A 22,400-nucleotide genomic window follows, 5' to 3' on the forward strand; every position below is an offset into this window, starting at 1 on the left:
TGTGTATATATAAAATATATGGTTGAGAAATACATCAATTCAACGCATATTGGTTATCATATATAGAGTAGTAAAAGTTAAACAGTCAAGGAGCTTTGAATGCCACGTAAGAAAGAGGTCGTTGGTGGGAATATTGTAAAATATGATGCAGTCATTCTCGGTTCTGGCCCAGCTGGTGAAGGCGCGGCAATGAAGCTGGCAAAAGCAGGTAAGCGTGTTGCGATTGTTGATGTTCGTGATCAACTCGGTGGTAACTGTGCGCATGTCGGTACGATTCCAAGTAAAGCATTACGTCAAACAGTTTCAAGTATTATTCGTTATCAACGTGATCCAATGTTTCAAAAAGTAGGTGAGTGGAAACAATTCACCATGAAACAGGTGCTACGTAACGCGCACAAAGTGATTCAGCAACAAGTCGATACGCATACCCGTTTTTATGATCGCAATAAAATCGAAACTTTTCATGGCCGTGCCTATATCCACGATAAAAATACCGTCTTGATTTTCAGTCATGATGGGATTAAGGACACGATTATTTGCAAACAAATCGTGATTGCTACGGGTAGTCGTCCTTATCAACCCCAAGGATTAGATTTTAATCATCCTCGCGTATTTGATTCAGACAAGATTTTAGATTTAGATTATACGATTCAAAAAATTATCATCTATGGTGCAGGCGTTATTGGATGTGAATATGCGTCTATTTTCATTGGATTAGACCATAAAGTTGACCTAATCAATACTCAGCAAAAGTTATTGAGTTATTTGGATGATGAGATTGCTGATGCCTTGTCTTATCATTTGCGTGAACAAGGCGTTTTGATTCGTCATAATGAACAAATTGATCGTTTAGAAACGTTTGATGATCACGTGGTATTGCATTTACTTAGCGGTAAGAAAATCAAAGCTGATGCGATCTTGTGGTGTAATGGTCGTTCAGGCAATACCGATGGTTTAGGTTTAGAAAATGTTGGTTTAGTGCCAAATAGCCGCGGTCAGTTGATGGTTAATGATCAATATCAAACCGAAGTAGACAATATTTTTGCTGCGGGTGATGTCATTGGTTGGCCATCATTGGCATCTGCTGCCTATGACCAAGGTCGTTGTGCGGGTGCAAATATGGTTGGTGAAAAGAATGTCAAACCAATTAAAGATGTGCCAACTGGAATTTATACCATTCCAGAAATTTCTTCGATTGGAAAAACCGAGCAAGAGCTAACGGAAGAAAAAATCCCATACGAAGTAGGACAGGCTTCTTTCCGTCATTTGGCACGCGCCCAAATCACAGGTGATACGGTCGGCGAATTAAAGATTTTATTCCATCGAGATACTTTAGAAGTGCTGGGTATTCACTGCTTTGGTAACAACGCGGCTGAGATTATTCACATTGGGCAGGTGGTGATGCATAGTCCAAACAATACCTTGAAGTATTTTGTAGAAACGACATTTAACTATCCGACGATGGCAGAAGCATATCGTGTTGCTGCCTTGAATGGGATGAATCGTCTATTCTAACTGTGCTAGACATTGTATGATCTAAATGCCAATCAAATTGATTGGCATTTTGCTATTTTGTATTTGATAAAAGGGTTGCTATGAAAACTCAGAAAAATAATGTACTGGTCTTGATCGTTATTGCCTTGCTGATCTTTGCTTATGTCGGTTTGGAGCTTAAGCAAAATAGCACACAGTTCGAGACATCTTCATCTGTTGAGCAGCGTGTTGATGATCAAGCCAAGATCATGCAAGCCTATCAACAACAACGAAGTAAGCTTCAGGTGCGCTCACAAGGAATAGTGAAAGCGATTTTGCCTGATGACAATGATGGTTCAAGACATCAAAGGATGATTTTAGAGTTGGACAATGGCTTGACGGTTTTGATTGCCCATAATATTGATTTGGCACCCCGAATAGAGGGGCTACAAAAAGGTGAAATGGTAGAATTTTATGGGGTGTATGAATATAACAATAAAGGTGGGGTGATCCATTGGACACACCACGACCCAAGAAGAAAACATATTGATGGATGGTTGAAATATAAAGGAAGAATGTATCAGTAACGATCTTCCTTTATGGGTTACTGTAAAGATATGCGCTAAATCAGCTTGTAAGCGCCAATTTTTGACGGGATTTCCATTTAGGTAGGACTTTAGCTAAATAAGCGTCCATACACCATACAGGGCCAATCAGGAGGAATTGTAAGTCTTTAAAGAAAGACGGTTTTTTACCTTCCACTTTATGTCCGTAAAATTGACCAATCCAAGCGATGACAAATATGCCGATATAGAAACCGATGCCCACAGGTAAGATAATAATCAGCCATGCCATTACAGCGAGTAAAGCAGCCATTGCGACTGCAAGCACGATATCTAGACGCGCATAGAAAACCAAAGTCAAAACCAGTAATAGCGCGGTTAATAAGGCACTAAAGTGCGCAAGAATACCAATAATCGAAAAAAGAATTGCTGGAACACATACCCAATGGATTTTTTTATTGGTTTGGTTTTGATGACTTTCACTATATTCATCGAACCATTCGTCGATTGATTTCACAGCGCTCTCCTTGCGATCTTGGTTATTTTTTAATTATCTCAATATACCGAAGAAAGTTAGAAGGGTCAAAATATCTGCGGGGTATTTAGCTTTGTTGCAGTGTAAAAATAATAAAAGCCACACTAGGCGGCTTTTATTGATTGTATGACTGACTGTAACTTAAGAGTTAGGCCCGTCTACACGTTCGATACTCACTTTACCAAGACCTGCATTTGTAAGTCCGATTTGCTTCGCTGCACCATAAGATAAATCAAGTACACGGTTACCATGGAAAGGACCACGATCGTTTACCTTTACCACAACACTTTTACCATTATCACGATTGGTTACACGGATATAGCAGTTTAGTGGAAGGCTACGGTGAGCAGCGGTCATTGCATTCATATCGAATGTTTCACCACTTGCTGTTTTACGGCCATGGAACTGACGACCATACCAAGAAGCAACGCCAGTTTGGCTAAACTTACGAACTGTGTTCGAAGCAACCGCATTAAGCTTTTCAATCACTGAAGGCTCTTCTTCAGGAATGTCAATTTTTGCTGCAATCGTTTGGCGACGTACTTGGTCACCCGAACGCTCAGTGATTGAAAGACTATTTACGTTAGAAAGACGCGAATTAAAATTTTGAGAATCTTTACTTAGAACACGAGCGGCTAAGTTAGATCCATCCACATCATTACTCAATGATGAAGATTGTACCATTTCTGCATGTAACGGGCTTAAACTTAAGCCGGCTGTCAGCGCTAGAATATATTTTAGCGAAAACTGCATTGTATAAACTCCTAGAGAACATGCTTTTCTACTTCAATCAAACAGTCTGAAATATAGTGCACATGTCTAATTATTCACTTTTGCAATTTGCAATTTGGGGGCAGTTGTAACCACTTAAAGAGTTTGAACAGCCCGAACACTTGGGATGGATAATATTCATCGGCTATGAAGTGTGTCTAGTCATTAAAGATAAATAGCAACAAAAAGAACAAAAACACACAGTTTTTGATTAAAAAATGAACAATATTGTAACTAAATATGAAAATAGCTCAAAAAACATACTTTTTTAATAATAAAATTATTGACTTTTTGGTGTTGTTGAAAAAGCTAGTCTATCGACTAGCTACTTCAGTGCCTAATAACCATACAGCAGTCGCATACATACGGCTTCTGTTGTAGGTCGTAATGACTTGGAAATTTGGATAAGTGATGTAATAGATCGGACCAGAACGATCTTGTAATTCAATGACATTTACAAGGTCTAAATCATCAATTTTTACCAAAGGGTTAACAGGTGATATGCCCAATCGCTTGAGTTCACCGTAAGGTCTAGGTAAGGTCAAATCCTTCGCAATCACGCTTTCTGGATCATTTCCTAAATAACGAGCAGGGAAGCCAATTGGTCGATCTCTTTCCCAACCATGTTTAGCTAAATAGTTCGCAATTGATCCAATTGCATCAACAGCCGAATTTCTAAGATCAATATGACCATTACCATCGTAATCTACACCGAGTTTTTGAATATTACTCGGCATGAACTGTGGATAGCCAATTGCACCTGCATAAGAACCAACAATACTATTGGTTGGATAGCCTTCTTTATATGTCCATGCGATCAGCGCAGCCAGTTCATCACTAAAGTAATCAGCACGACGAGGATAACCAAATGCAAGTGTTGCTAAGGCATCACGGGTGACAAAAGAGCCTTTATTTGCGCCGTAGCCTGTTTCTACCCCTAAAACACCGAGGATAACTGCTTTAGGTACACCAAATTGCTGTTCTGCGCGGTTTAGAGTGTCTTCGTATTGATTTTTAAAACGGATACCGCGTTGAATCGTGCCTTCAACCAAAAACATTGAACGATAATCATACCAAGGTTTACTTTCACCTGGACGCGTCATAATATTTAGAATGTTAGGAATATTACGCGCACCACTCATGGCAGTATCGATTTGTTCACCGCTCAAATTATATGTTGTCATCGCTTTTTGTTTAAAAGCCATATAATTTGGATGGGTGTAAAATTCGTTCGCGTATGCCCAATTACAGCTTAAAAATAAACTGGCACTTAAGCTAAGAAATTTAACTGTTTTATTTAAAGTTATATGCAACATATGTTTATAAAATTCCTCGTTATCGATGCGTATGGATGGACATAACCAGTCCAAAAGTAGACATCAGCGTTATAATTGCAGTTCCGCCATAACTCATGAACGGTAACGGCACACCTACTACGGGTAAAATACCACTGACCATGCCAGCATTTACAAATACATAAACAAAAAATGACAAACCAAATGCGCCAGCGATCAAACGGCCATAATTATGGAAGCTTTGTAACCCAATTTGGAATGTTCTAAAAATAATCGCGAAATATAAAAGAATAAGCAGTATCACGCCAATCAAACCAAATTCTTCTGAGTATGCGGCAATAATAAAGTCGGTATGACCCTCAGGAAGAAAATGGAGATGAGCTTGTGTGCCTTCTAAGAAGCCTTTTCCAGAGAAGCCACCTGAACCAATTGCCGTTTTGGATTGGATAATATTCCAACCTGTACCTAAGGCATCCGCTTCAGGATTTAAAAGTGTGAGTACACGTTGACGTTGATAGCCATGCAATAAAAATGTCCATGCGATCGGAATAATAATGGCGACTGCACCAGCGGCAGCAGCGATCAGTTTCCAAGATAAACCACTTAAAAAGAGTACAAAGATACCACTTGCAATAACCAGTAATGAAGTGCCTAAGTCGGGTTGTTCTGCAATCAATAAAAAAGGAATAAGAATCAGAACTAATGACAGTATGACTTGAGAAAAACTTGGGGGTAGTGCTTTGCGTGACAAGAACCACGCAATCATCATTGGCATGCCGACTTTCATAAACTCGCTGGGTTGCACACTACCAAAGCCCGGAATATCAATCCATCGCTGCGCACCCATACGCACTTCACCAAAAACCATAACCGCAATCAGTGACAACACGCCAAAAATGTAAAAGTAGGGCGAAAATGCCTGATAGACTTTTGGAGGGATTTGAGCCAAGCCCAACATGACGCCAAAACCGATGCCAAAACTTATTGCTTGTCTCGTAACTAAGCCAACATTCTGAGCGGAAGCACTATATAAAATAGTCAATCCAAGTATGGCATTTAAGATCAAGAACAGACAAAGCCATGGGTCGATGTGTAATTGTTGCCAACGAGAAAGCTGCGTGGCTGTACTTAATCCATCGCGGGGTGCTTGACGTAAAAATTTATATTGTGAGCTTGGGGACATGTGATTCTAAATCAGGTAAAGCTAAGCTTCGAGAATGCTAACATAAACGTGAGCAAGACCAAAGCAACGCTTTGGTTGAAGCGCAAGAGACAATCAAAATTTAGAAAATGTGACATTTATAAGTTTTAGCTTACGATAAAAAAACGGCCATTTTGCAATGACCGTTTTTTATCAGCAAAAGCTTATTTTTGTACTAACAATTGATCAAAGTGTTTAGCGAATACTGCAAGCTCAGCTTGGCTTAGACTTGGAATTAATTTCTTAATTACAATATGAACTGCTGTTTCTACACCGCTGGTTGCAACGCTTGCAGCACCACGTTTAAGCATCCCTAAACCTAGCGTCTTATTGTACTCAGTCATAAAATGATGAATCAACGCATCAGCAAACGATTTAAACTGTTTGGTGAGCGCATCACGTTGTTCCTTGCCATTACCAGCTTCGACTTCCGCAAAACTCTTTTTCATATCAGCAACAAGACTATCAGGCAGTACAGTACCAATACGTTGTTTACCTTCGTTGTCGATAAACAAACTTTTTTCCATAAAGTTCAATGACTCTAATACTTGGTCATTTGATGTTTTACCGAGCAGTTGTTTCATCAAAGACGAAACAATGCTACGAATTTTTTGAGCAAGTTCTTCAGTGGTATCTCGTTTGTCACTTGGTGGAAACTGTTGAACCAAATGAACCAACATGGTGTCAATTAACTCATCAGTAAGCTGTAGAGATATTTTGTCACGTAAAGGGTATTGTGGTTCTTTACTGTCACGATTGGCTTGTGCAAGTTGAATATCCTGACTCAAGCTTGCTGAAGGAAGAATACCGAAATAACTGGTCATTGAAGAACGTCCTCTATATCAAATTTATTCGTTTTATTGTCGTGCCAAGCGAATTGGCTCGGGCATCCATGACAAATCTGAAACTCGACATGGATTAATATCCAATCCTCCACGACGAGTATAAGTTGCATAGACCATCAATTTTTCTGGTTTAAGCAATTGCCAAATATCCGCAAATATTTGTTCAACGCATTGCTCATGAAAACCATTATGCTGACGGTACGAGATAATATAAGCTAATATGCTGCGATAACAAGGTCTTTTGCCTTTAAAACGGATAAAAACAGTCCCCCAATCTGGCTGTCCAGTCACAGGACAATTACTTCTAAGAAGATGTGAGTAAAGCTCAATTTCTATATTATCTTGTGTCGTCATATCGTGCTGCAACAAAGTTGCATCGGGGTGCTCAGACAAACGCTCAGGGATAAGGTCATCAATACAAATACCCGTGGGTTGAGTAATCTTCAGATCATCCACTTGAAACAATTCAAGTTTAAGCGTTGCGCCAGCAGCTTTTGATAAATCTTGCTCAACAGTCTCAATAAATACCTGTCTAGAGGCGAATTGAGTGAAGTTCAAACTATTAAAATAAAGCTTGAGTGATTTTGATTCGATCAGATTTGGCGAACTTGCAGGCAAGGTAAGACGGCCAATCGCAACTTGGGGTAATCCATGAGGATTTAACCAAGAAATTTCAAAAATATGCCACCAGTCTTTGCCCTGAGTAATCCCATCAATATGTGCATATTGTTGGCGAGATTCAGCGCGAGCGATTGGAAATAAAACGTCTGGCTGATATTGAGTTGGATATTGGGTGTCTTTACCCAACAAAGAATGTTCTACACTCATTCACGCATTCCTGAACCACGAGCTAATAAATGATATGCAATTGCATAAAGGACAACACAGCATAAGGTCACAACGATTAATGAAAGTGAAACATTCACGTCACTATGCCCTAAAATGCCAAAACGGAAAGCATTGACCATATATACAATTGGGTTAATTAAAGATAAGTTTTGCCAAAAAGGACTTAATGCACTAATGGCATAGAACACGCCGCCTAAGTAGGTCAGCGGTGTCAATACAAAGGTCGGGATAATTGAAATATCATCAAATGACTTGGCATATACAGCGTTGATTAAACCACCAAGTGAAAACAATAACGAAGTAATGATGACCGTATAAATAGTCACAAAGAAATTATGAATTTCTAGATGTGTAAAGAACAAGCTCATGATCGTCACAATTAAGCCAACCAATACACCACGAGAAACGCCGCCAATCACATAACCCCACAGGATCAGATGTAGAGGTACAGGACTCATAATCAATTCTTCAATGCTTTTTTGAAATTTGGCACTAAAGAAACTTGAGGATACATTGGCATAGCTGTTGGTGATGACTGCCATCATGATTAGACCGGGGATAATGAACTGCATATAGCTAAAGCCGCCCATTTCACCAATACGTGAGCCGACTAAGTTGCCAAAAATCACAAAGTACAAACTCATGGTGATCGCAGGGGGCAATAAGGTTTGTGGCCAGATCCGCATAAAACGGCGAATTTCTTTAACAACTAAAGTCCAAAGCGCGGTTTGTAATTGACTAAAGTTCATTGATCCGCTCCTGCAAGATTCTTCTCAACCATTTTTACGAATAATTCTTCTAAGCGGTTCGATTTATTTCGCATACTACTGACGTGGATATTCTGTGACTGTAACAATAAGAATAAATCATTCATGTTATGTGCTTTATCCATCGTTACTTCTAAAGTCACAGGATCAATTAAATTAAAGGTGAAACCGATAATATTAAAATCAATCGAATTGATCGGTTCTACCAGATCACAAATGAACGATTCTTCATTCATTTGATTCAGGAAACCTTTCATCGAGGTATCTTCTTTTATGACGCCACGATCGATGATCGCTATACGACGGCATAGCATTTCAGCTTCTTCAAGATAGTGGGTCGTCAGAATGATTGATGTTCCATTTTCATTCATTTCAGTCAGGAAATCCCACATTGAGCGACGTAATTCAATATCGACACCCGCCGTTGGTTCATCCAGAATCAGCAACTTAGGTTCATGCATCATGGCACGTGCAATCATCAAGCGGCGTTTCATACCACCAGAGAGCATACGAGATTGAATGTTTCGTTTGTTCCATAAGCCAAGTTTTTCTAAATATAATTCGGCACGTTGTTCCGCCAGTTTTTTGGGAATACCGTAATAACCTGCTTGGGTCACTAAAATATCAAAGGTTTTTTCAAACTGACCAAAATTGAATTCTTGAGGAACAACACCCAGACATTGCTTGGCATGTGAAGGGTGGGTATCTAAGTTATGCCCAAAAATCTCAACTGAACCCGATGTTTTTTTGGTTAAAGAGCTAATGATACTAATCGTCGTCGATTTACCTGCACCATTAGGTCCTAATAATGCATAAAATTCACCTTCAGGCACGGTCAAATTAATACCTTTTAACGCCTGAAAACCATTACGATAAGTTTTGGACAAATCGCTCAACACCAAAGCATCAGTCATGAACGTCTCACGTTGTTAAATAGAATGAGTATTCTGAGCGATATGGAAAAATAAACCAAGTGGAAAAGTGGTTTATCATGTTCTATATATGGAACAGAAACTAAAAAATTGACCGCAATTAAATCTTAATTTTTTGGCGCAACAACAATTGACATGATGAGCTTTTAGTCATCTGAAGACGCGGACGACCACAGCCAAAAATTATCAGGGTTTGGCAATAAGGTTAATTTGTTTTCATGGGTAAAACTGAGCTTTGTGTTGAAGTGCCCCTAATGATCTTAAATATACTTTAGAGAAATAAAGGTTTTGTTCAAATGGTATATTCTTGTAAATCATATTTTATGAATAATTATAGATGATGGTAAGCTTTTCCATAGTTCTATTGAGAAATGAGTAAATCTAATGAATAAGCTGATTTTGTTGATTGTAAGTTTTGTGGTTGCTGGGCATGTATATAGTGCTGAGGATTTGTATAGTAAAACAGAGTCTATTTTAATTAAAAAAGATAATGAGCAATTGGGTGAACTAGAAAGCAGTCAACAATATGATTTCTTTGGATCATCAATGCAACGAGAGCAAGACCGCATAAAGCAACAAGAAAAAGAAGTAGGCAAAATATATGATGAAAAAGCAATAACTGCCAATATGAGTCCTTATGATAAATCTCAGTATCTTCTAAGGAACAATGATCTAAACACACTGAATAAATTTGAAATTAATCAGCAAATTAAGTCCAATCAAGAAGGTAGAAATAAAGGTATTATTACTGAAAGAGATTACCAAAAAAGACTTGTAGAGTTAAATTCCAAAAAAAAGTAGGCGTAAAAACAAAGGTTAGTTAACTAACACCAATCAAATATCTGTAATAGAGTTGGATTGAATATGAGATTTTTAAAGTTTTGAAATAAATACATCGAACCGCCCAAGTGGCGGTTTTTTAATGGGGGCAAAAATGGAACGTATCAAATGCGCACAACTTTAAAAGAATTCGTTGTATGAAGAGTAATGTGAAGTTATGAAAAGTAATTATGGTGCGCTCAGCGGGACTCGAACCCACGCCACAGGCTTCGGAGACCTGTACTCTATCCAGTTGAGCTATGAGCGCATGTGTGCCACATCATAGGCAAAAAATACTTATAGGTAAATATATACCTTTAAACAAAGATGCTTCTTGATTATTAAAACAACGATTTCAGTCTTATTTAGAAATACTCATCCCGATATGTTCTATAAATGCTGCACCGAGTAATTAATCAATTTCAATGTTTGATTCAACTGACTTGGTGCAATGCGAGATTCCTGTAGAGCCGTAATCCATTGCATCTGACAAAGTTTGAGTTGAGCTATTGTTTTGCTTTGTTGTATCTGCTGAATCAATGGTTTTGCCATTAAACCGCAATAGGTGGTTAGTGTTTGAATCATGACTTGCTGAACTTCGACAAAAGAAAGTTTTTCTAATGCAATTACTTCAGTTTCAATCTTTTCATTGTTCGTCGCTGTTATTGTCTCTAGGCTTTGTGTCGGCATAGATTGCGTTAAATTGTTTGTCTTATGATTTTCTATGAATAAATCAATCTTCTTGGACTCTCGTTTTTGTAGTCGATGAAGTTTGCTCAGCTAACAAGCCCATGTCGATTAATTGTTGAACAAGCTCAGTTGGGGCAATTTTCTTCTTATAATCATGATCAAGCATTTGGAAATCCTCATGATCAATCAGTAGTAATAAACGGCGTTGACGTACATTCAAAGTAATATTACGTTGTTGTAAGGCTATTTGTCCTAGCTCAGTTTTAAAAAAATGTGACATCTGTTCGTCTTGCCCCAGTCAAAAATTTGATAGGGGCTAAGATACGATTGAATAATGACATTCATGTTAATAATTTATTAAATATCATTGGGTTGATATTTTATTTAATGAGTTTGGTCTCTAAAGCCTTACGAAGATAAATATCTAAATCATCTTGGCGCAGTAACCATTGAATATAGTCGGCTGGTAAGTCTTGGATGGCTGTACCTTTATGTTTACCAAAAGTGATCGTTTTAGGAATACGTGCTTCTTCTGAGGCAAGATAAAGTTGTTCAATATTCTGAATATCCAACTGATGAATAATATGCATCAAAATATTGGCTGTTAAGATGATATCAGCATCAGCACGATGCGCACCTTTTAACATTTCTCGCGCTTTATCGCTGCCTTTCGCGATTAAATAAATTAAAGCTGAAATATTGTGCGCTTCAGCATCTTCCCATACTCGACGTGCGAGCGCTAATGTACAAATCGGTTTTAATTTTGAAGTATCCACGCCACATTTGGCGATGGCTGTTACATCATAATCAACATTATGACCAATAATATAAGTGGTTTGTTCTGGCAGTTGGAAGGTGTTATAAAACGGTTGATCGATTAGATCTGATTCTAAAATATGATGCACCGCCATTGCGGCAAAGGAAATCGGTTGGCCAACCTGATAAAGCTGATCAAAGATTTTCTTTTTATCTAAGCTTAATTTTCCATTTTCTATTTCGATGGGGGCATAAGCGATTTCAATCGGCAAACCATTTAGTGTATGTGTTTCAGTATCTAAGATAATGGCCTGCATAAAAACGAGTCTCAGGACTATTTGGGGAATTTGATGATTATACAAGAAACAGCATTAATTTTTAATGATTTGTGTTTCCCAGCCATCATATTCAGCATTTGATTGTTTTGCCAACTGCCACAATTGTAAAACACACTCATCAATTGCTTCTTGATGGATATCGCCTATTTTAGAAATTTGTAGTTGATATGGGTAATCCTGATTTTCATCCATTCTATTTTGTTGAATAACATTAAAGGCAAGAGCTTTTATCGCTGTAATAAAGTGAACCTGATCAGTTTCATTTTGAAAGTAAATCCAATGATCTATAGGGCGAGCAATAGTTAAACTATCGCCATGTTTACGGAGATTGTCTAAAACGCTACGGTTGGATATGCATTGGATGATTTCTTCATTGGGATACATGCAATCAAAATAGGTTGACCAATTTGCATCGGATCTACTGCCAATACGATATTGGTAGGTTGAAAAGGATTGCATGACTTGAAAAATAATATTTTTGATTTTTTCTACTTCGTTTGCACAGTAAAAATAAAGATCTCGTGTGTCATTATGAGTCAAACGCCCTATATAAAGCGCATTACTTTGAGCGTTTAGTGCAGGAATTAAGGCATCTTCAACTGCGAATAGAGCATCAGATTCTTCACTAGAAGATAGACCATCTTCGTTTGCATAATTCATTTTTAATTCTAGCCAGAGCAAGTTGGGTCTTGTCGCAATGGGAGCAACATCAGATAAAGCTAAATTCAGAAAATAACTGGCAGGTTGATCATCAATTTGACACATATAAAAATCCCAGTTTTCAGGAACTTCTATTGGTTGGATTAAGTTTTGAGTATCAGTTAGTACTTTTTTCTTTGACCAGAATTTATTTAAAAATCCCATTTTTAGCTCCACTATTATATTGGTCTGTTACATAACGATTAGCATAGCAAGCAAGCAGAATAAAATTCACGAAGAATTAAATAAATATCGATCTGTGAAACAGTAAACTTCATGCTATAATTCGCACCAATCTTTAGCACGGCTTAAAAGCCCTAATTTATAGGACCCTCCGCTAATGTTTGCCAATATTTCTATTGCTGAATTTGATCCAGAAATTGCTCAAGCGATTGCTTCTGAAGGCGTACGCCAAGAAGCTCATATTGAGTTAATTGCATCTGAAAACTATTGCTCTCAAGCTGTGATGGAAGCACAGGGATCAAAACTTACTAACAAATATGCAGAAGGCTATCCTGGCAAACGCTATTATGGCGGTTGTGAATATGTGGACGTGATCGAACAACTTGCAATTGATCGTGCAAAAGAATTGTTCGGTGCTGATTATGCAAACGTTCAACCACATGCTGGTTCTCAAGCGAACTCTGCCGTTTACTTAGCGCTTCTAAATCCTGGCGATACAGTATTGGGTATGAGCTTGGCGCATGGCGGTCACTTGACGCATGGTGCTAAAGTTAGCTTTTCTGGTAAAACCTATAATGCGATTCAGTATGGTTTAAATACTGAAACTGGCGAAATCGACTATGAAGAAGTCGAGCGTTTAGCGCTAGAGCACAAACCACGTATGATCGTGGCGGGTTTCTCTGCATATAGCCAAATCGTTGATTGGCAGCGTTTCCGTGACATCGCTGACAAAGTCGGTGCTTACCTATTTGTTGATATGGCGCATGTTGCTGGTTTAGTTGCTGCGGGTGTTTATCCAAACCCAGTGCAAATTGCTGACGTAACAACCACAACAACGCATAAAACCCTCCGTGGTCCGCGTTCTGGTTTAATCCTTGCGAAAGCAAATGAAGAAATTGAGAAAAAACTTCAATCTGCTGTTTTCCCAGGTAACCAAGGTGGTCCTTTGATGCATGCGATTGCTGCTAAAGCAATTTGTTTCAAAGAAGCGATGTCAGAAGAGTTTAAAACTTACCAACAACAAGTTGTTAAGAATGCTCAAGCGATGGCTGAAGTCTTCATTTCACGTGGTTATGATGTTGTTTCTGGCGGTACAGAAAACCATTTATTCTTGTTGTCATTGATTAAACAAGAAGATGTAACTGGTAAAGATGCAGATGCTTGGTTAGGTGCTGCTCATATCACAGTAAACAAAAATGCTGTGCCGAATGATCCACGCTCTCCATTCGTTACTTCTGGTATTCGTATTGGTACGCCTGCGGTGACGACACGTGGTTTCGGTGAAGCTGAAGTGCGTGAACTTGCTGGTTGGATCGCTGACATTATTGATAGCAAAGGTGATGAGAAAGTCATCGCTGATGTTAAAGCTAAAGTTGAAACAGTTTGTGCAAAATTCCCAGTATATGCAAACTAATTTGTATATCTAAAAAAGCGCCGTAAGGCGCTTTTTTATTGTCTAATCAAATTGATGAGGGATGGGCTTAAAAGTAATCATATTTTTAATCTGCATCATGTTTGATGCAGCCTGACTCGATAAAAAAGCACCCGAAGGTGCTTTATTTGAATCAATGACGGTGATGTTTTTTCTTTTTCCATTTTTTCTTTTGGTTTTGGCGACTGTCATAATAACGATCTTGACCAACTTGACGACCTAATGCTGCACCACCAGCGGCACCAGCAGCAGCGCCGATATAACCACCTGTAGTTCCGCCGACATTTTTACCAACAGCATAACCACCAACACCACCTAAACCACCACCAATGGCAGCTTCTGTACGGGTACGTTTGTTACTTGCAGCAGCAGCGCCACCCGCACCACCTACAGCAGAGCCAATCAAAGCACCATTATGGCCGCCAACTTCTTTACCAATAGCCGTACCTACCACACTACCTAGCGCTGATGTTGCAGCGACACGAGTGGCATTATCAGCATGAGCAACAGTGACCAAAGAAGATGTTGCGAAAATCGCACTACATAACCAAACGTTTAATTTCATTTTTGACTCCATGTCCTGAGTAAATTGGACATCATTTCTAATGGGTGCAAATGTAACAAGAGTTGAGTGAGAAATTGTGGAGAGGTCAGTCTGAAGTATTGCGGTTTAGTGTCTGGATTGTAGCGTTTTGTTGCGAAATTAAAGTCGTTATCTAAAAAACCATGATAAAACAATTGGTTGTGTTTTGTGGTGAAAGAAGTTTTATGATCTAAAACTTCTTTATATTTATTTAAGGGTCTGCTGACATTTCACAGACCTTAGTCTTGATCATTTTGTTGTGATGAAGGTTCTTCGCGCTGTGGTTGACGCGTATCAAGTCCTGTTTGTAGACGTAAATAGTTTAAATCACGAATATTCTTTTGTGTCGCGACCACACCAAACAAGCTGAGTAGAAATGACATGATGTAAAAACCTTTTTCACTCATGGTGATATCAGCATTCCATAAACTAATCAGCAACAGTACAATACATACAGCCATAGATGCCCAGCATAAAGCATAGTAGATCGCAGTCACGGGAATCTCTTCTAATTGGTCTCGAACTGTTTTTTGTAATGACGCGGCAGAAAATAAGCCATAAAGTAAAATCACAAAGTAATAACCTTTTTCATGCAGTGGCATATCAGCATTCCATAATCCGATAATGAAACCAACAGCTCCTGTGAGTAATGCGACCCAACTTGCCGCAATAAACGCAGAGGTAGGGCGGTTAATAAAATTATTCATCGTTTTATCCTATTGTTTTATCTTTGTATTTACTCTTTTAGACTTTTTTTATATATGAGATCGGCAATTAGAACAAGTCATGAAAACCAAAGCAGAACAATTTGTGATGAAATGATGATGGAATCGTAAGTTACGGGGCTTCTCTATGTCTTTTAATCAGTAGAATCTGTAAACTATGCGCAATTTTTTGATTTTGCTTATGCCTTATCATTTTGATAAGCGCTGAGCCTTTAGATTTTGAGATATTTCGCCCATGAAAGCATCACTCCGTTTAAGACTAGATCAACTTTGTGATCGTCATGAAGAGCTGACTGCATTGCTTGCTGATGTAGAAGTGATATCAGACAATAAACGTTTCCGTAAACTGTCTCGTGAACATAGTGATTTATCAGAAATTACCGAAGTTTGGGGTAAATATCGTCAAGCTGAAGAAGATATTGAAACCGCAGAAATGATGAAGTCTGATCCAGATTTCAAAGATATGGCCGAAGAAGAGATTAAAGCCAATAAGACGCTTTTGGCTGAATTAGAAGAACAACTCAATGTTCTGATGATTCCTAAAGATCCAAATGATGCCAATTCAGCATATCTAGAGGTTCGTGCTGGTACAGGTGGGGATGAAGCCGCGATCTTCTCGGGTGATTTGTTCCGTATGTATAGTAAATTTGCTGAAACACAAGGCTGGCGAATTGAAGTGCTTTCAGAAAATGAAGGTGAGCATGGCGGCTATAAAGAAGTGATCTGCCGTATTGATGGTGATGGCGTATATGGTCGTTTGAAGTTTGAAAGTGGTGCGCATCGTGTACAACGTGTTCCTGCAACCGAATCTCAAGGTCGTGTACACACTTCAGCGTGTACGGTTGCCATTCTGCCAGAAGTCGATGTCGATACCACAGTTGAAATCAATGCTTCAGATTTGCGTATTGATACATACCGTGCATCAGGAGCAGGTGGTCAGCATATTAACAAAACTGACTCTGCTGTGCGTATTACCCATATTCCGTCGGGTGTCGTGGTTGAGTGCCAAGAGGAGCGTTCTCAACATAAGAACAAAGCCAAAGCGATGGCACTACTAGTATCTCGATTGGAAAATGCAAAACGCCAAGCACAAGAAACAGCAACCTCTGAAATGCGTCGTGATTTAGTAGGATCGGGTGATCGTTCAGAACGTATCCGTACCTATAACTATTCACAAGGTCGTATGACAGATCACCGTATCAATCTGACTTTATATAAGTTGGATGCGATTATGGAGGGTGATTTGACAGAATTACTAGATAGTTTACATCGTGAATATCAAGCAGATCAGTTAGCAATGCTGGCGCAGGAAAATGGCGGCTAATGAATATTGCTCAAGCTTTAGAGATGAATGGCGAAATTGATAGCTATGAACGTCAAGAAGCAGCATGGCTACTTGAACATCTTTTAGGTATCAGTGCTTTGGAATTAAAACTAAGACTTGAGCAAGAATTGACTGAAATTCAAGAGCAAACTTACCTCGCGGGGCTTGCTCGAATTTCACAGGGTGAACCACTCGCGTATGTCATCGGTTCACAACCATTTTGGACTTTAGATTTAAAAGTGACACATGACACTTTAGTTCCTCGTCCAGATACTGAAATACTCATTGAAACAGTTTTAAGACTGCCGCTTACTCCAGATACCGACATGGTCGATTTAGGCACGGGGACGGGTGCAATTGCTTTAGCACTTGCGAGCGAACGTCCGCTGTGGCAGGTGACTGCAACCGATATTTATCAACCGACATTAGATGTTGCTAAAGAAAATGCGGTTCGACATGGCTTAACTCAAGTTAAATTTGCTTGTGGGGCTTGGTTCGATGCTCTAGACGCGCAAAAGTTTGATTTAATTGTATCAAATCCGCCGTATATTGATCCTGATGATGTGCATATGCAAAAGCTCAAGTCAGAACCTGAACGTGCATTAGTTGCGGATCAGCATGGGCTTGCAGATATTGAAACCATCATTTCTCAAGGGAAAAGCTGGCTCAAGGCTAAAGGATGGATTGTCCTTGAACATGGTTATGATCAAGGACAAGCAGTACGTGGAATCTTTGAACAGTTCGGTTTTAGCGAAATCGAAACGATCAAAGATTATGGTGGTAATGATCGGGTCAGCTTAGGACAAAAGCTATCTTAATCTTCGATATATTGCTGAACGGCTTTGGCTAAACCTTGCTCGCCTTGTTGTTCTAAACCAGCGACAACGCCTAAAGCATCAATTTTCTCACGATTTTGACTAAGCTTGAATTTACCGGTAATTTTTTCAATTTGGATCTCAATTCCAATAATCCCTTTCAACTCTTCGGCAATATATTCGCTTGGTGCATCTGACATTTTCCAAGGTTTGGCTTGTTTGGCCTCATGCGTACGGGTGAGTTTTGCCAGAATTCCTCGCAAAGACTTTTCATCATGTAAAAAGTTAATCTTTCCTTTGATATGCACAACTTGATAATTCCATGTCGGTACATGTCGATGATGTTGCTGCTTGGTTGGATACCAGTTAGGCGAGATATAACCTTGTTCTCCCTGAAAAATAACGAGGACGTCTGTGTTATTCTCAATTTGTGTATGTAGAGGGTTACCCTTGGCGATATGCGCGATTAAAACAGCAGTATCACTTTCTTTGTCGAGTAATAACTTAAACGGCAAATGATTGGCTTCTACACCTTCAGCACTATGACTAATCAACGTTGCAAAAGGATAGTCTTGAATGAGTGCGTATAACTTCTCAAGATCTTTTTCCACAAAAATTTCAGGTAAGAACATCATTAAACTCCATTTACGACTCTAAATGACCGAGAAAATTTTGTTTACTCGGAGATGATTTCCTATAACTACCGGGACTTACGCCACTCCATTTTTTAAATGCGCGGTGAAAGGCACTGGGGTCATGGAAATTAAGATCATCGCTGATGCTTTGAATTGAATCATTAGTTTTACTTAATCTTTCAATCGCAATATCACAACGAATATCATTTTTAAGCTGTTGATAACTGACACCTTCTTGTTTTAAGCGGCGTTGAATCGTTGCAGTCGACATATTCAATTGCTGTGCAAAATCTTTCAGCTCAGCCCACTGAGAAGGTGCTTGTACGAGCAGTTGACGACGGATTTGCAAACTTAAAGAATTTTCATTCTTAAAACGTACAATCAGATTGTAAGGTGTATGTTTTAGAAAATCCTTTAAGGCATTTTTATCTTTCTTAATTTTATGTTTGAGATAATGTGCATCAAATTCAATTCTGTTTTGTTCGCCATTAAATTGAATATTTTCACAAAAACGGACACGATAGTCCTGTATTTCTACAGGCTGATGACATTTGAATGTCATTTTGTGAAAGTTAATGCGTTGATCACTTAACCAACACATTAAACTATGCACTAACATTAAGAATGTGGAGTAAGTGAACATGCGTTTAGGTTGTTCACGATCATGTAATATTAAATACGCTTTATCGCCTTGTTGAATAAGTTCAGCTTGAATATCATCAAGCACTAGCGCTAAAAATCTCAGAATTTCCTTAATCGCTTGCTCTAATGTTTCGGTATTAAATGCCAGTTTGGCCAATAATTTATAACTTCCTCGGCGCATTGGATGCGTATCCATTCCCAAGAATTCGTCATTCATGCTTTCAGCAAGTTCTACCCATAATTGTGCACACTGTGTGACAGGAATACGGGCTTTCGTTGATGTTAATAACTCAGATGAAATACCAGCGCGATTGGCAATCTGTACAATATTCAAACCACGACTTGCAGCGACGCTCACTGCTTCACGAATCAGTGCATTCGAAATTGTATCTTTAGTGGAATGAAGATCAAGACTTGGGTTTAGGCTCATATGCGACAGGAACAATAGGAGGGTAAATCGGTTGAATGCTCAAAAGTTGCATCACATTTGTTACTTTTTGGAATTGTATCGGAAAAAAGTTGTCTTTACTCTCTGTTATAAAAATATATCACTTTAATTTGATAGGAAAAGTAAATGAAAATTCAAGGAAAGCACTTTGTTATTACAGGTGGTGGTTCAGGTCTTGGTGCTGCAACTGCTGAATATCTCGTTGAAAAGGGTGCTTCTGTTACCTTGGTGGATATGAATGCCGAAGTTGGAGAACAACAAGCGCAGGCTTTGGGTGAAAAGGCGGAGTTTTTCAAGCTAGATGTCACTGATGAACAGGCAGCAGAGCAATTCTTTAAAACTGTGCTGGAAAAACATGGCAGTTTGCATGGTTTAGTGAACTGTGCAGGGATTGGGCCATCGGCAAAAGTAATCGGAAGAGAAGGTGTGCATGATCTTGCTATGTTCTCAAAAACATTGCATATCAATGTCACAGGGACCTTTAATATGCTTCGCTTTGCAGCAGATGCGATGAGCAAAAATACCGTCGAGGACGGTGACGAAGATCGAGGTGTGATTGTGAATACAGCTTCGGTTGCGGCTTTTGATGGTCAAATTGGTCAGGCCGCTTATTCGGCATCCAAGGGGGCTGTGGTGGCGATGACCTTACCACTTGCGCGTGAATTGGCGCGTCATGCGATTCGCGTGATGACTGTGGCACCAGGCATTATGGAAACGCCAATGCTCAAAGGCTTACCACAAAATGTCCAAGATGCTTTAGGACAAATGGTGCCTTATCCATCTCGTTTGGGTCGTCCTGAAGAATTTGCGCGCTTAGTGGTTCATATTGCTGAGAACTCATATCTCAATGGTGAAGTGATTCGCTTAGATGGCGCGATTCGTATGGCAGCGAAATAACTGAATAGATCTGAAAAGTGCAGTCAAATAGCACTGTACTTTTCAACTTTTTGATCGTTTTAATGTATCCGTTTGTAGCCTATTTTGACGCGTGCTTGATTTACTTATATATTGATAATGAAAACTATTATCAACATTGGATTGAAATAATGCGATATCTGAACAAAGGTTTATTGGCTTTGGTTGTGTGTTCGAGCTTGAGTATGTCTGCTTTTGCAGATTTCACCCAAGCACCGTTACCCTACAAAAGTGATGCTTTAGAGCCTGCCATTGATCAGCAAACGATGGAAATTCATTATGGTAAACACCATAAAGCATATGTCGATAATTTAAATGCTCAGATCAAGACGTATCCTGAATTGGATAAATTAAGTGTAGAGCAGATCCAGCAACAGATTTCTAAATACAACGCAGCCGTTCGTAATAATGGTGGTGGGCATTTTAACCATGCTTTCTTTTGGGAAAGCTTAGCGCCAACCAATAAAACAGGGAAGGCAAATGCCAAGTTATTAAAGCAAATTAATCAAGATTTTGGTTCATTCAAAGCTTTTCAAGAACAATTTAATCAAGCAGCGACCAGTCGTTTTGGCTCAGGTTGGGCATGGTTAATTGTCAATCAACAAGGTAAATTAGAAGTTACTTCAACCCCAAACCAAGATAACCCATTGATGGATATTGCTGAGAAAAAAGGTCAACCTTTGCTTGGCTTAGATGTTTGGGAACATGCTTATTACTTAAAATATCAAAATCGTAGAGCTGATTATACCAACGCCTTTTGGAGCGTAGTGAATTGGAATAAAGTCAATGAACGCTATGCACAAGCGGTAAAATAATCTTTAAATTGTGATGAGTGCGATCAGAAGCGATGGCGTTAGCAACTCCATCGCTTTTTGCTTATTATTCAATATCCCAACGTTTAAAAGCGCGGTTAAAACTTGATATAGACGAATACCCCAGTTTTTTTGCGACGTCATCTTTGGTGATAAAAGGGTTCAGGAGCATTTTTTGAGCTTTTGACTTACGAACATCATCATAAAGGATTTGGAAGCTTATATTTTTTTCTTGCAACATACGTTGTAAGGTTCGCTTGGTAAGATTTAATTTTTTTGCAACTTGATCAATGCTTAACAAGCCTTCAATTTCATCATCAATTAATTGTTTGACGCGATATAGGATATCTTGCGTTGTCGCTAAATCATCTAATTCTTTTTGACAAAGAAGCTTAAATTTTTCGGAAGTGAGTGGGTCTGACATGCTCAAGGGCATTTCTAAAAGCTGAGTAGAGGTAATTAAGCAGGTGCGAGGTTGCTCGAAGCGGATTTGCTCAAAAGTTGAGCTTAGTATCGCTTCAAAACGAGAAAAATATTCTGGATATTTACACTGTAAATCGATGCTTGGTTTGAAGCTTGGAATGAAAAATCTGACCAAATATACAAAGCCCGTCAGAAAGAAAACACAGCTAAACTCATATGCTTGTAAGTCAGCACGATCATCAAAATCAATCGCAGTACCGTCATAAATAATATGGTAATAGGCGCGTTCTTGCTCGATGTTAAAACTTAACTCAACAAATGAACATTGCAAACTGACAAATTGGTTGATGGTTTCAATAGCATCCAGCGGATTTTTTGAGATTGCGACTGTAAAACCAAGCAAACCATGTGAGCTAATTTTTAATTGACGGCCTGCGAAGAAACCAAGGCCTTGTTCTTTTGTGAGTTCAATCGAGCGCGCAATCACTTTTTTAAATGAAGAAAGACTAATTTTATAATTTAGATCGTTTAGTTTTTCTATTTCAACACCAGTGCCCCAAAACAACTCTGCAACAGTGATATCCCACTGTGAGACGACTTCACTAATCAAGTGAGCATAAGAACTACTAATGAAATGCTGATGAAGATGGCGAGGAATACTCATAACGCTACTCAAATTCCTTTTGAAAGCTGATTTGATTTAATATGAAAATAATGTAGCACACGTAATTTCAAAATGTACACTCATCGGAATTTTGTAACTTAATAAAAAAATTGGCGCGTGATGTTATGATTTTGGCGCAGTTTGTTTTAGTCTAAAAATCACACAATATTTCTTGCGAGTATACTTTCGCAAGTCTTTTGTAGATTTGGAATGATTCCTTATACAAAGTTTAAAGACGATATTGTTGTTATAAAAATGAAAAATGC

The 22,400-nt window shown here is 38.8% G+C and carries 24 protein-coding genes, 1 tRNA gene and 1 pseudogene; 8 read left to right on the plus strand and 18 right to left on the minus strand.

Annotated elements, in window-relative coordinates:
* Positions 1–99: 99 nt before the first annotated feature.
* Positions 100–1,515: a Si-specific NAD(P)(+) transhydrogenase gene (gene sthA / locus J2Y37_RS01365; protein ID WP_004670671.1), complete on the plus strand. Its 1,416-nt coding sequence runs from the start codon at positions 100–102 to the stop codon at positions 1,513–1,515.
* Positions 1,516–1,595: 80 nt separating this feature from the next.
* The gene (locus J2Y37_RS01370) at positions 1,596–2,060 is read left to right on the plus strand and encodes a DUF3465 domain-containing protein (RefSeq protein ID WP_349031600.1); all 465 of its coding nucleotides are present in this window, start codon (positions 1,596–1,598) and stop codon (positions 2,058–2,060) included.
* 40 nt (positions 2,061–2,100) lie between these two features.
* Here the strand turns inward: J2Y37_RS01370 and J2Y37_RS01375 are convergent, their stop codons facing one another.
* From J2Y37_RS01375 to J2Y37_RS01410, 8 genes and pseudogenes are all read right to left on the minus strand, one after another.
* Positions 2,101–2,553 (minus strand): Mpo1-like protein, encoded by a 453-nt coding sequence (locus tag J2Y37_RS01375; RefSeq protein WP_004670673.1) that lies wholly within the window; start codon positions 2,551–2,553, stop codon positions 2,101–2,103.
* A 177-nt stretch (positions 2,554–2,730) separates the two neighbouring features.
* Positions 2,731–3,030, minus strand: a pseudogene (locus J2Y37_RS01380) (septal ring lytic transglycosylase RlpA family protein); the annotation flags it as partial.
* A gap of 626 nt (positions 3,031–3,656) precedes the next feature.
* The gene (mltB, locus tag J2Y37_RS01385; RefSeq protein ID WP_349031601.1) at positions 3,657–4,658 is read right to left on the minus strand and encodes a lytic murein transglycosylase B; all 1,002 of its coding nucleotides are present in this window, start codon (positions 4,656–4,658) and stop codon (positions 3,657–3,659) included.
* 19 nt (positions 4,659–4,677) lie between these two features.
* Positions 4,678–5,820 (minus strand): rod shape-determining protein RodA, encoded by a 1,143-nt coding sequence (gene rodA / locus J2Y37_RS01390; RefSeq protein ID WP_004670676.1) that lies wholly within the window; start codon positions 5,818–5,820, stop codon positions 4,678–4,680.
* A 182-nt stretch (positions 5,821–6,002) separates the two neighbouring features.
* Positions 6,003–6,662 carry a hypothetical protein gene (locus tag J2Y37_RS01395; protein ID WP_004670677.1) on the minus strand — a complete coding sequence of 220 codons (660 nt, stop codon included), beginning with the start codon at positions 6,660–6,662 and terminating at the stop codon, positions 6,003–6,005.
* 33 nt (positions 6,663–6,695) lie between these two features.
* The gene (gene queF, locus J2Y37_RS01400) at positions 6,696–7,511 is read right to left on the minus strand and encodes an NADPH-dependent 7-cyano-7-deazaguanine reductase QueF (RefSeq protein WP_349031602.1); all 816 of its coding nucleotides are present in this window, start codon (positions 7,509–7,511) and stop codon (positions 6,696–6,698) included.
* Positions 7,508–8,281 carry an ABC transporter permease gene (locus J2Y37_RS01405; protein ID WP_004670679.1) on the minus strand — a complete coding sequence of 258 codons (774 nt, stop codon included), beginning with the start codon at positions 8,279–8,281 and terminating at the stop codon, positions 7,508–7,510. Before J2Y37_RS01405 ends, queF begins: the two co-directional genes overlap by 4 nt.
* On the minus strand, positions 8,278–9,213 hold the full coding sequence (locus J2Y37_RS01410) for an ABC transporter ATP-binding protein (RefSeq protein WP_241323128.1): 936 nt from the start codon (positions 9,211–9,213) through the stop codon (positions 8,278–8,280). The genes J2Y37_RS01405 and J2Y37_RS01410 overlap by 4 nt, the downstream gene beginning before the upstream one ends.
* Before the next feature lie 402 nt (positions 9,214–9,615).
* Here J2Y37_RS01410 and J2Y37_RS01415 point away from each other — a divergent pair, with 402 nt between their 5' ends.
* Complete coding sequence (locus J2Y37_RS01415; protein WP_349031603.1) at positions 9,616–10,032, plus strand: hypothetical protein; 417 nt, start codon at positions 9,616–9,618, stop codon at positions 10,030–10,032.
* A 210-nt stretch (positions 10,033–10,242) separates the two neighbouring features.
* Here the strand turns inward: J2Y37_RS01415 and J2Y37_RS01420 are convergent.
* The 5 genes from J2Y37_RS01420 to J2Y37_RS01440 form a co-directional block, all read right to left on the minus strand.
* A tRNA-Arg gene (locus J2Y37_RS01420) sits at positions 10,243–10,318 on the minus strand.
* A gap of 122 nt (positions 10,319–10,440) precedes the next feature.
* Positions 10,441–10,740: a hypothetical protein gene (locus J2Y37_RS01425; RefSeq protein ID WP_349031604.1), complete on the minus strand. Its 300-nt coding sequence runs from the start codon at positions 10,738–10,740 to the stop codon at positions 10,441–10,443.
* Positions 10,741–10,783: 43 nt separating this feature from the next.
* Positions 10,784–11,020 carry a hypothetical protein gene (locus J2Y37_RS01430; protein ID WP_349031605.1) on the minus strand — a complete coding sequence of 79 codons (237 nt, stop codon included), beginning with the start codon at positions 11,018–11,020 and terminating at the stop codon, positions 10,784–10,786.
* A 100-nt stretch (positions 11,021–11,120) separates the two neighbouring features.
* Positions 11,121–11,813 carry a 3'-5' exonuclease gene (locus J2Y37_RS01435; protein WP_130162703.1) on the minus strand — a complete coding sequence of 231 codons (693 nt, stop codon included), beginning with the start codon at positions 11,811–11,813 and terminating at the stop codon, positions 11,121–11,123.
* Positions 11,814–11,867: 54 nt separating this feature from the next.
* Complete coding sequence (locus J2Y37_RS01440; RefSeq protein WP_349031606.1) at positions 11,868–12,698, minus strand: DUF695 domain-containing protein; 831 nt, start codon at positions 12,696–12,698, stop codon at positions 11,868–11,870.
* Positions 12,699–12,873: 175 nt separating this feature from the next.
* Here J2Y37_RS01440 and glyA point away from each other — a divergent pair, with 175 nt between their 5' ends.
* Entirely contained in the window at positions 12,874–14,130 is a 1,257-nt protein-coding gene (gene glyA / locus J2Y37_RS01445) for a serine hydroxymethyltransferase (RefSeq protein ID WP_004670686.1), read from the plus strand.
* A 151-nt stretch (positions 14,131–14,281) separates the two neighbouring features.
* Here the strand turns inward: glyA and J2Y37_RS01450 are convergent, their stop codons facing one another.
* Both J2Y37_RS01450 and yiaA read right to left on the minus strand, forming a co-directional pair.
* The gene (locus tag J2Y37_RS01450) at positions 14,282–14,713 is read right to left on the minus strand and encodes a glycine zipper domain-containing protein (protein WP_349031607.1); all 432 of its coding nucleotides are present in this window, start codon (positions 14,711–14,713) and stop codon (positions 14,282–14,284) included.
* A 257-nt stretch (positions 14,714–14,970) separates the two neighbouring features.
* On the minus strand, positions 14,971–15,438 hold the full coding sequence (gene yiaA / locus J2Y37_RS01455) for an inner membrane protein YiaA (RefSeq protein WP_349031608.1): 468 nt from the start codon (positions 15,436–15,438) through the stop codon (positions 14,971–14,973).
* A 253-nt stretch (positions 15,439–15,691) separates the two neighbouring features.
* On the opposite strand from yiaA, the gene prfA reads away from it, so the two are divergent.
* Together prfA and prmC are read left to right on the plus strand one after the other, a co-directional pair.
* Positions 15,692–16,780 (plus strand): peptide chain release factor 1, encoded by a 1,089-nt coding sequence (prfA, locus tag J2Y37_RS01460; RefSeq protein WP_005197449.1) that lies wholly within the window; start codon positions 15,692–15,694, stop codon positions 16,778–16,780.
* Complete coding sequence (gene prmC, locus J2Y37_RS01465) at positions 16,780–17,598, plus strand: peptide chain release factor N(5)-glutamine methyltransferase (RefSeq protein ID WP_349031609.1); 819 nt, start codon at positions 16,780–16,782, stop codon at positions 17,596–17,598. The genes prfA and prmC overlap by 1 nt, the downstream gene beginning before the upstream one ends.
* Here prmC and J2Y37_RS01470 read toward each other — a convergent pair.
* Positions 17,595–18,230, minus strand: a complete 636-nt coding sequence (locus J2Y37_RS01470; protein WP_349031610.1) for an FMN-binding negative transcriptional regulator — start codon at positions 18,228–18,230, stop codon at positions 17,595–17,597. The genes prmC and J2Y37_RS01470 overlap by 4 nt on opposite strands.
* Positions 18,231–18,240: 10 nt before the next feature.
* The gene (locus J2Y37_RS01475) at positions 18,241–19,302 is read right to left on the minus strand and encodes an AraC family transcriptional regulator (RefSeq protein WP_349031611.1); all 1,062 of its coding nucleotides are present in this window, start codon (positions 19,300–19,302) and stop codon (positions 18,241–18,243) included.
* A 144-nt stretch (positions 19,303–19,446) separates the two neighbouring features.
* On the opposite strand from J2Y37_RS01475, the gene J2Y37_RS01480 reads away from it, so the two are divergent.
* Together J2Y37_RS01480 and J2Y37_RS01485 are read left to right on the plus strand one after the other, a co-directional pair.
* Entirely contained in the window at positions 19,447–20,217 is a 771-nt protein-coding gene (locus tag J2Y37_RS01480; protein WP_349031612.1) for a 3-hydroxyacyl-CoA dehydrogenase, read from the plus strand.
* A 203-nt stretch (positions 20,218–20,420) separates the two neighbouring features.
* The gene (locus tag J2Y37_RS01485; RefSeq protein WP_349031841.1) at positions 20,421–21,050 is read left to right on the plus strand and encodes a superoxide dismutase; all 630 of its coding nucleotides are present in this window, start codon (positions 20,421–20,423) and stop codon (positions 21,048–21,050) included.
* A 64-nt stretch (positions 21,051–21,114) separates the two neighbouring features.
* Here J2Y37_RS01485 and J2Y37_RS01490 read toward each other — a convergent pair whose 3' ends face one another.
* Positions 21,115–22,134, minus strand: a complete 1,020-nt coding sequence (locus tag J2Y37_RS01490) for an AraC family transcriptional regulator ligand-binding domain-containing protein (RefSeq protein ID WP_349031613.1) — start codon at positions 22,132–22,134, stop codon at positions 21,115–21,117.
* Between the last annotated feature and the right edge of the window lie 266 nt (positions 22,135–22,400).

This window comes from Acinetobacter sp. 3657 (genome assembly GCF_031456775.1).
Classification (GTDB): Bacteria; Pseudomonadota; Gammaproteobacteria; order Pseudomonadales; family Moraxellaceae; genus Acinetobacter.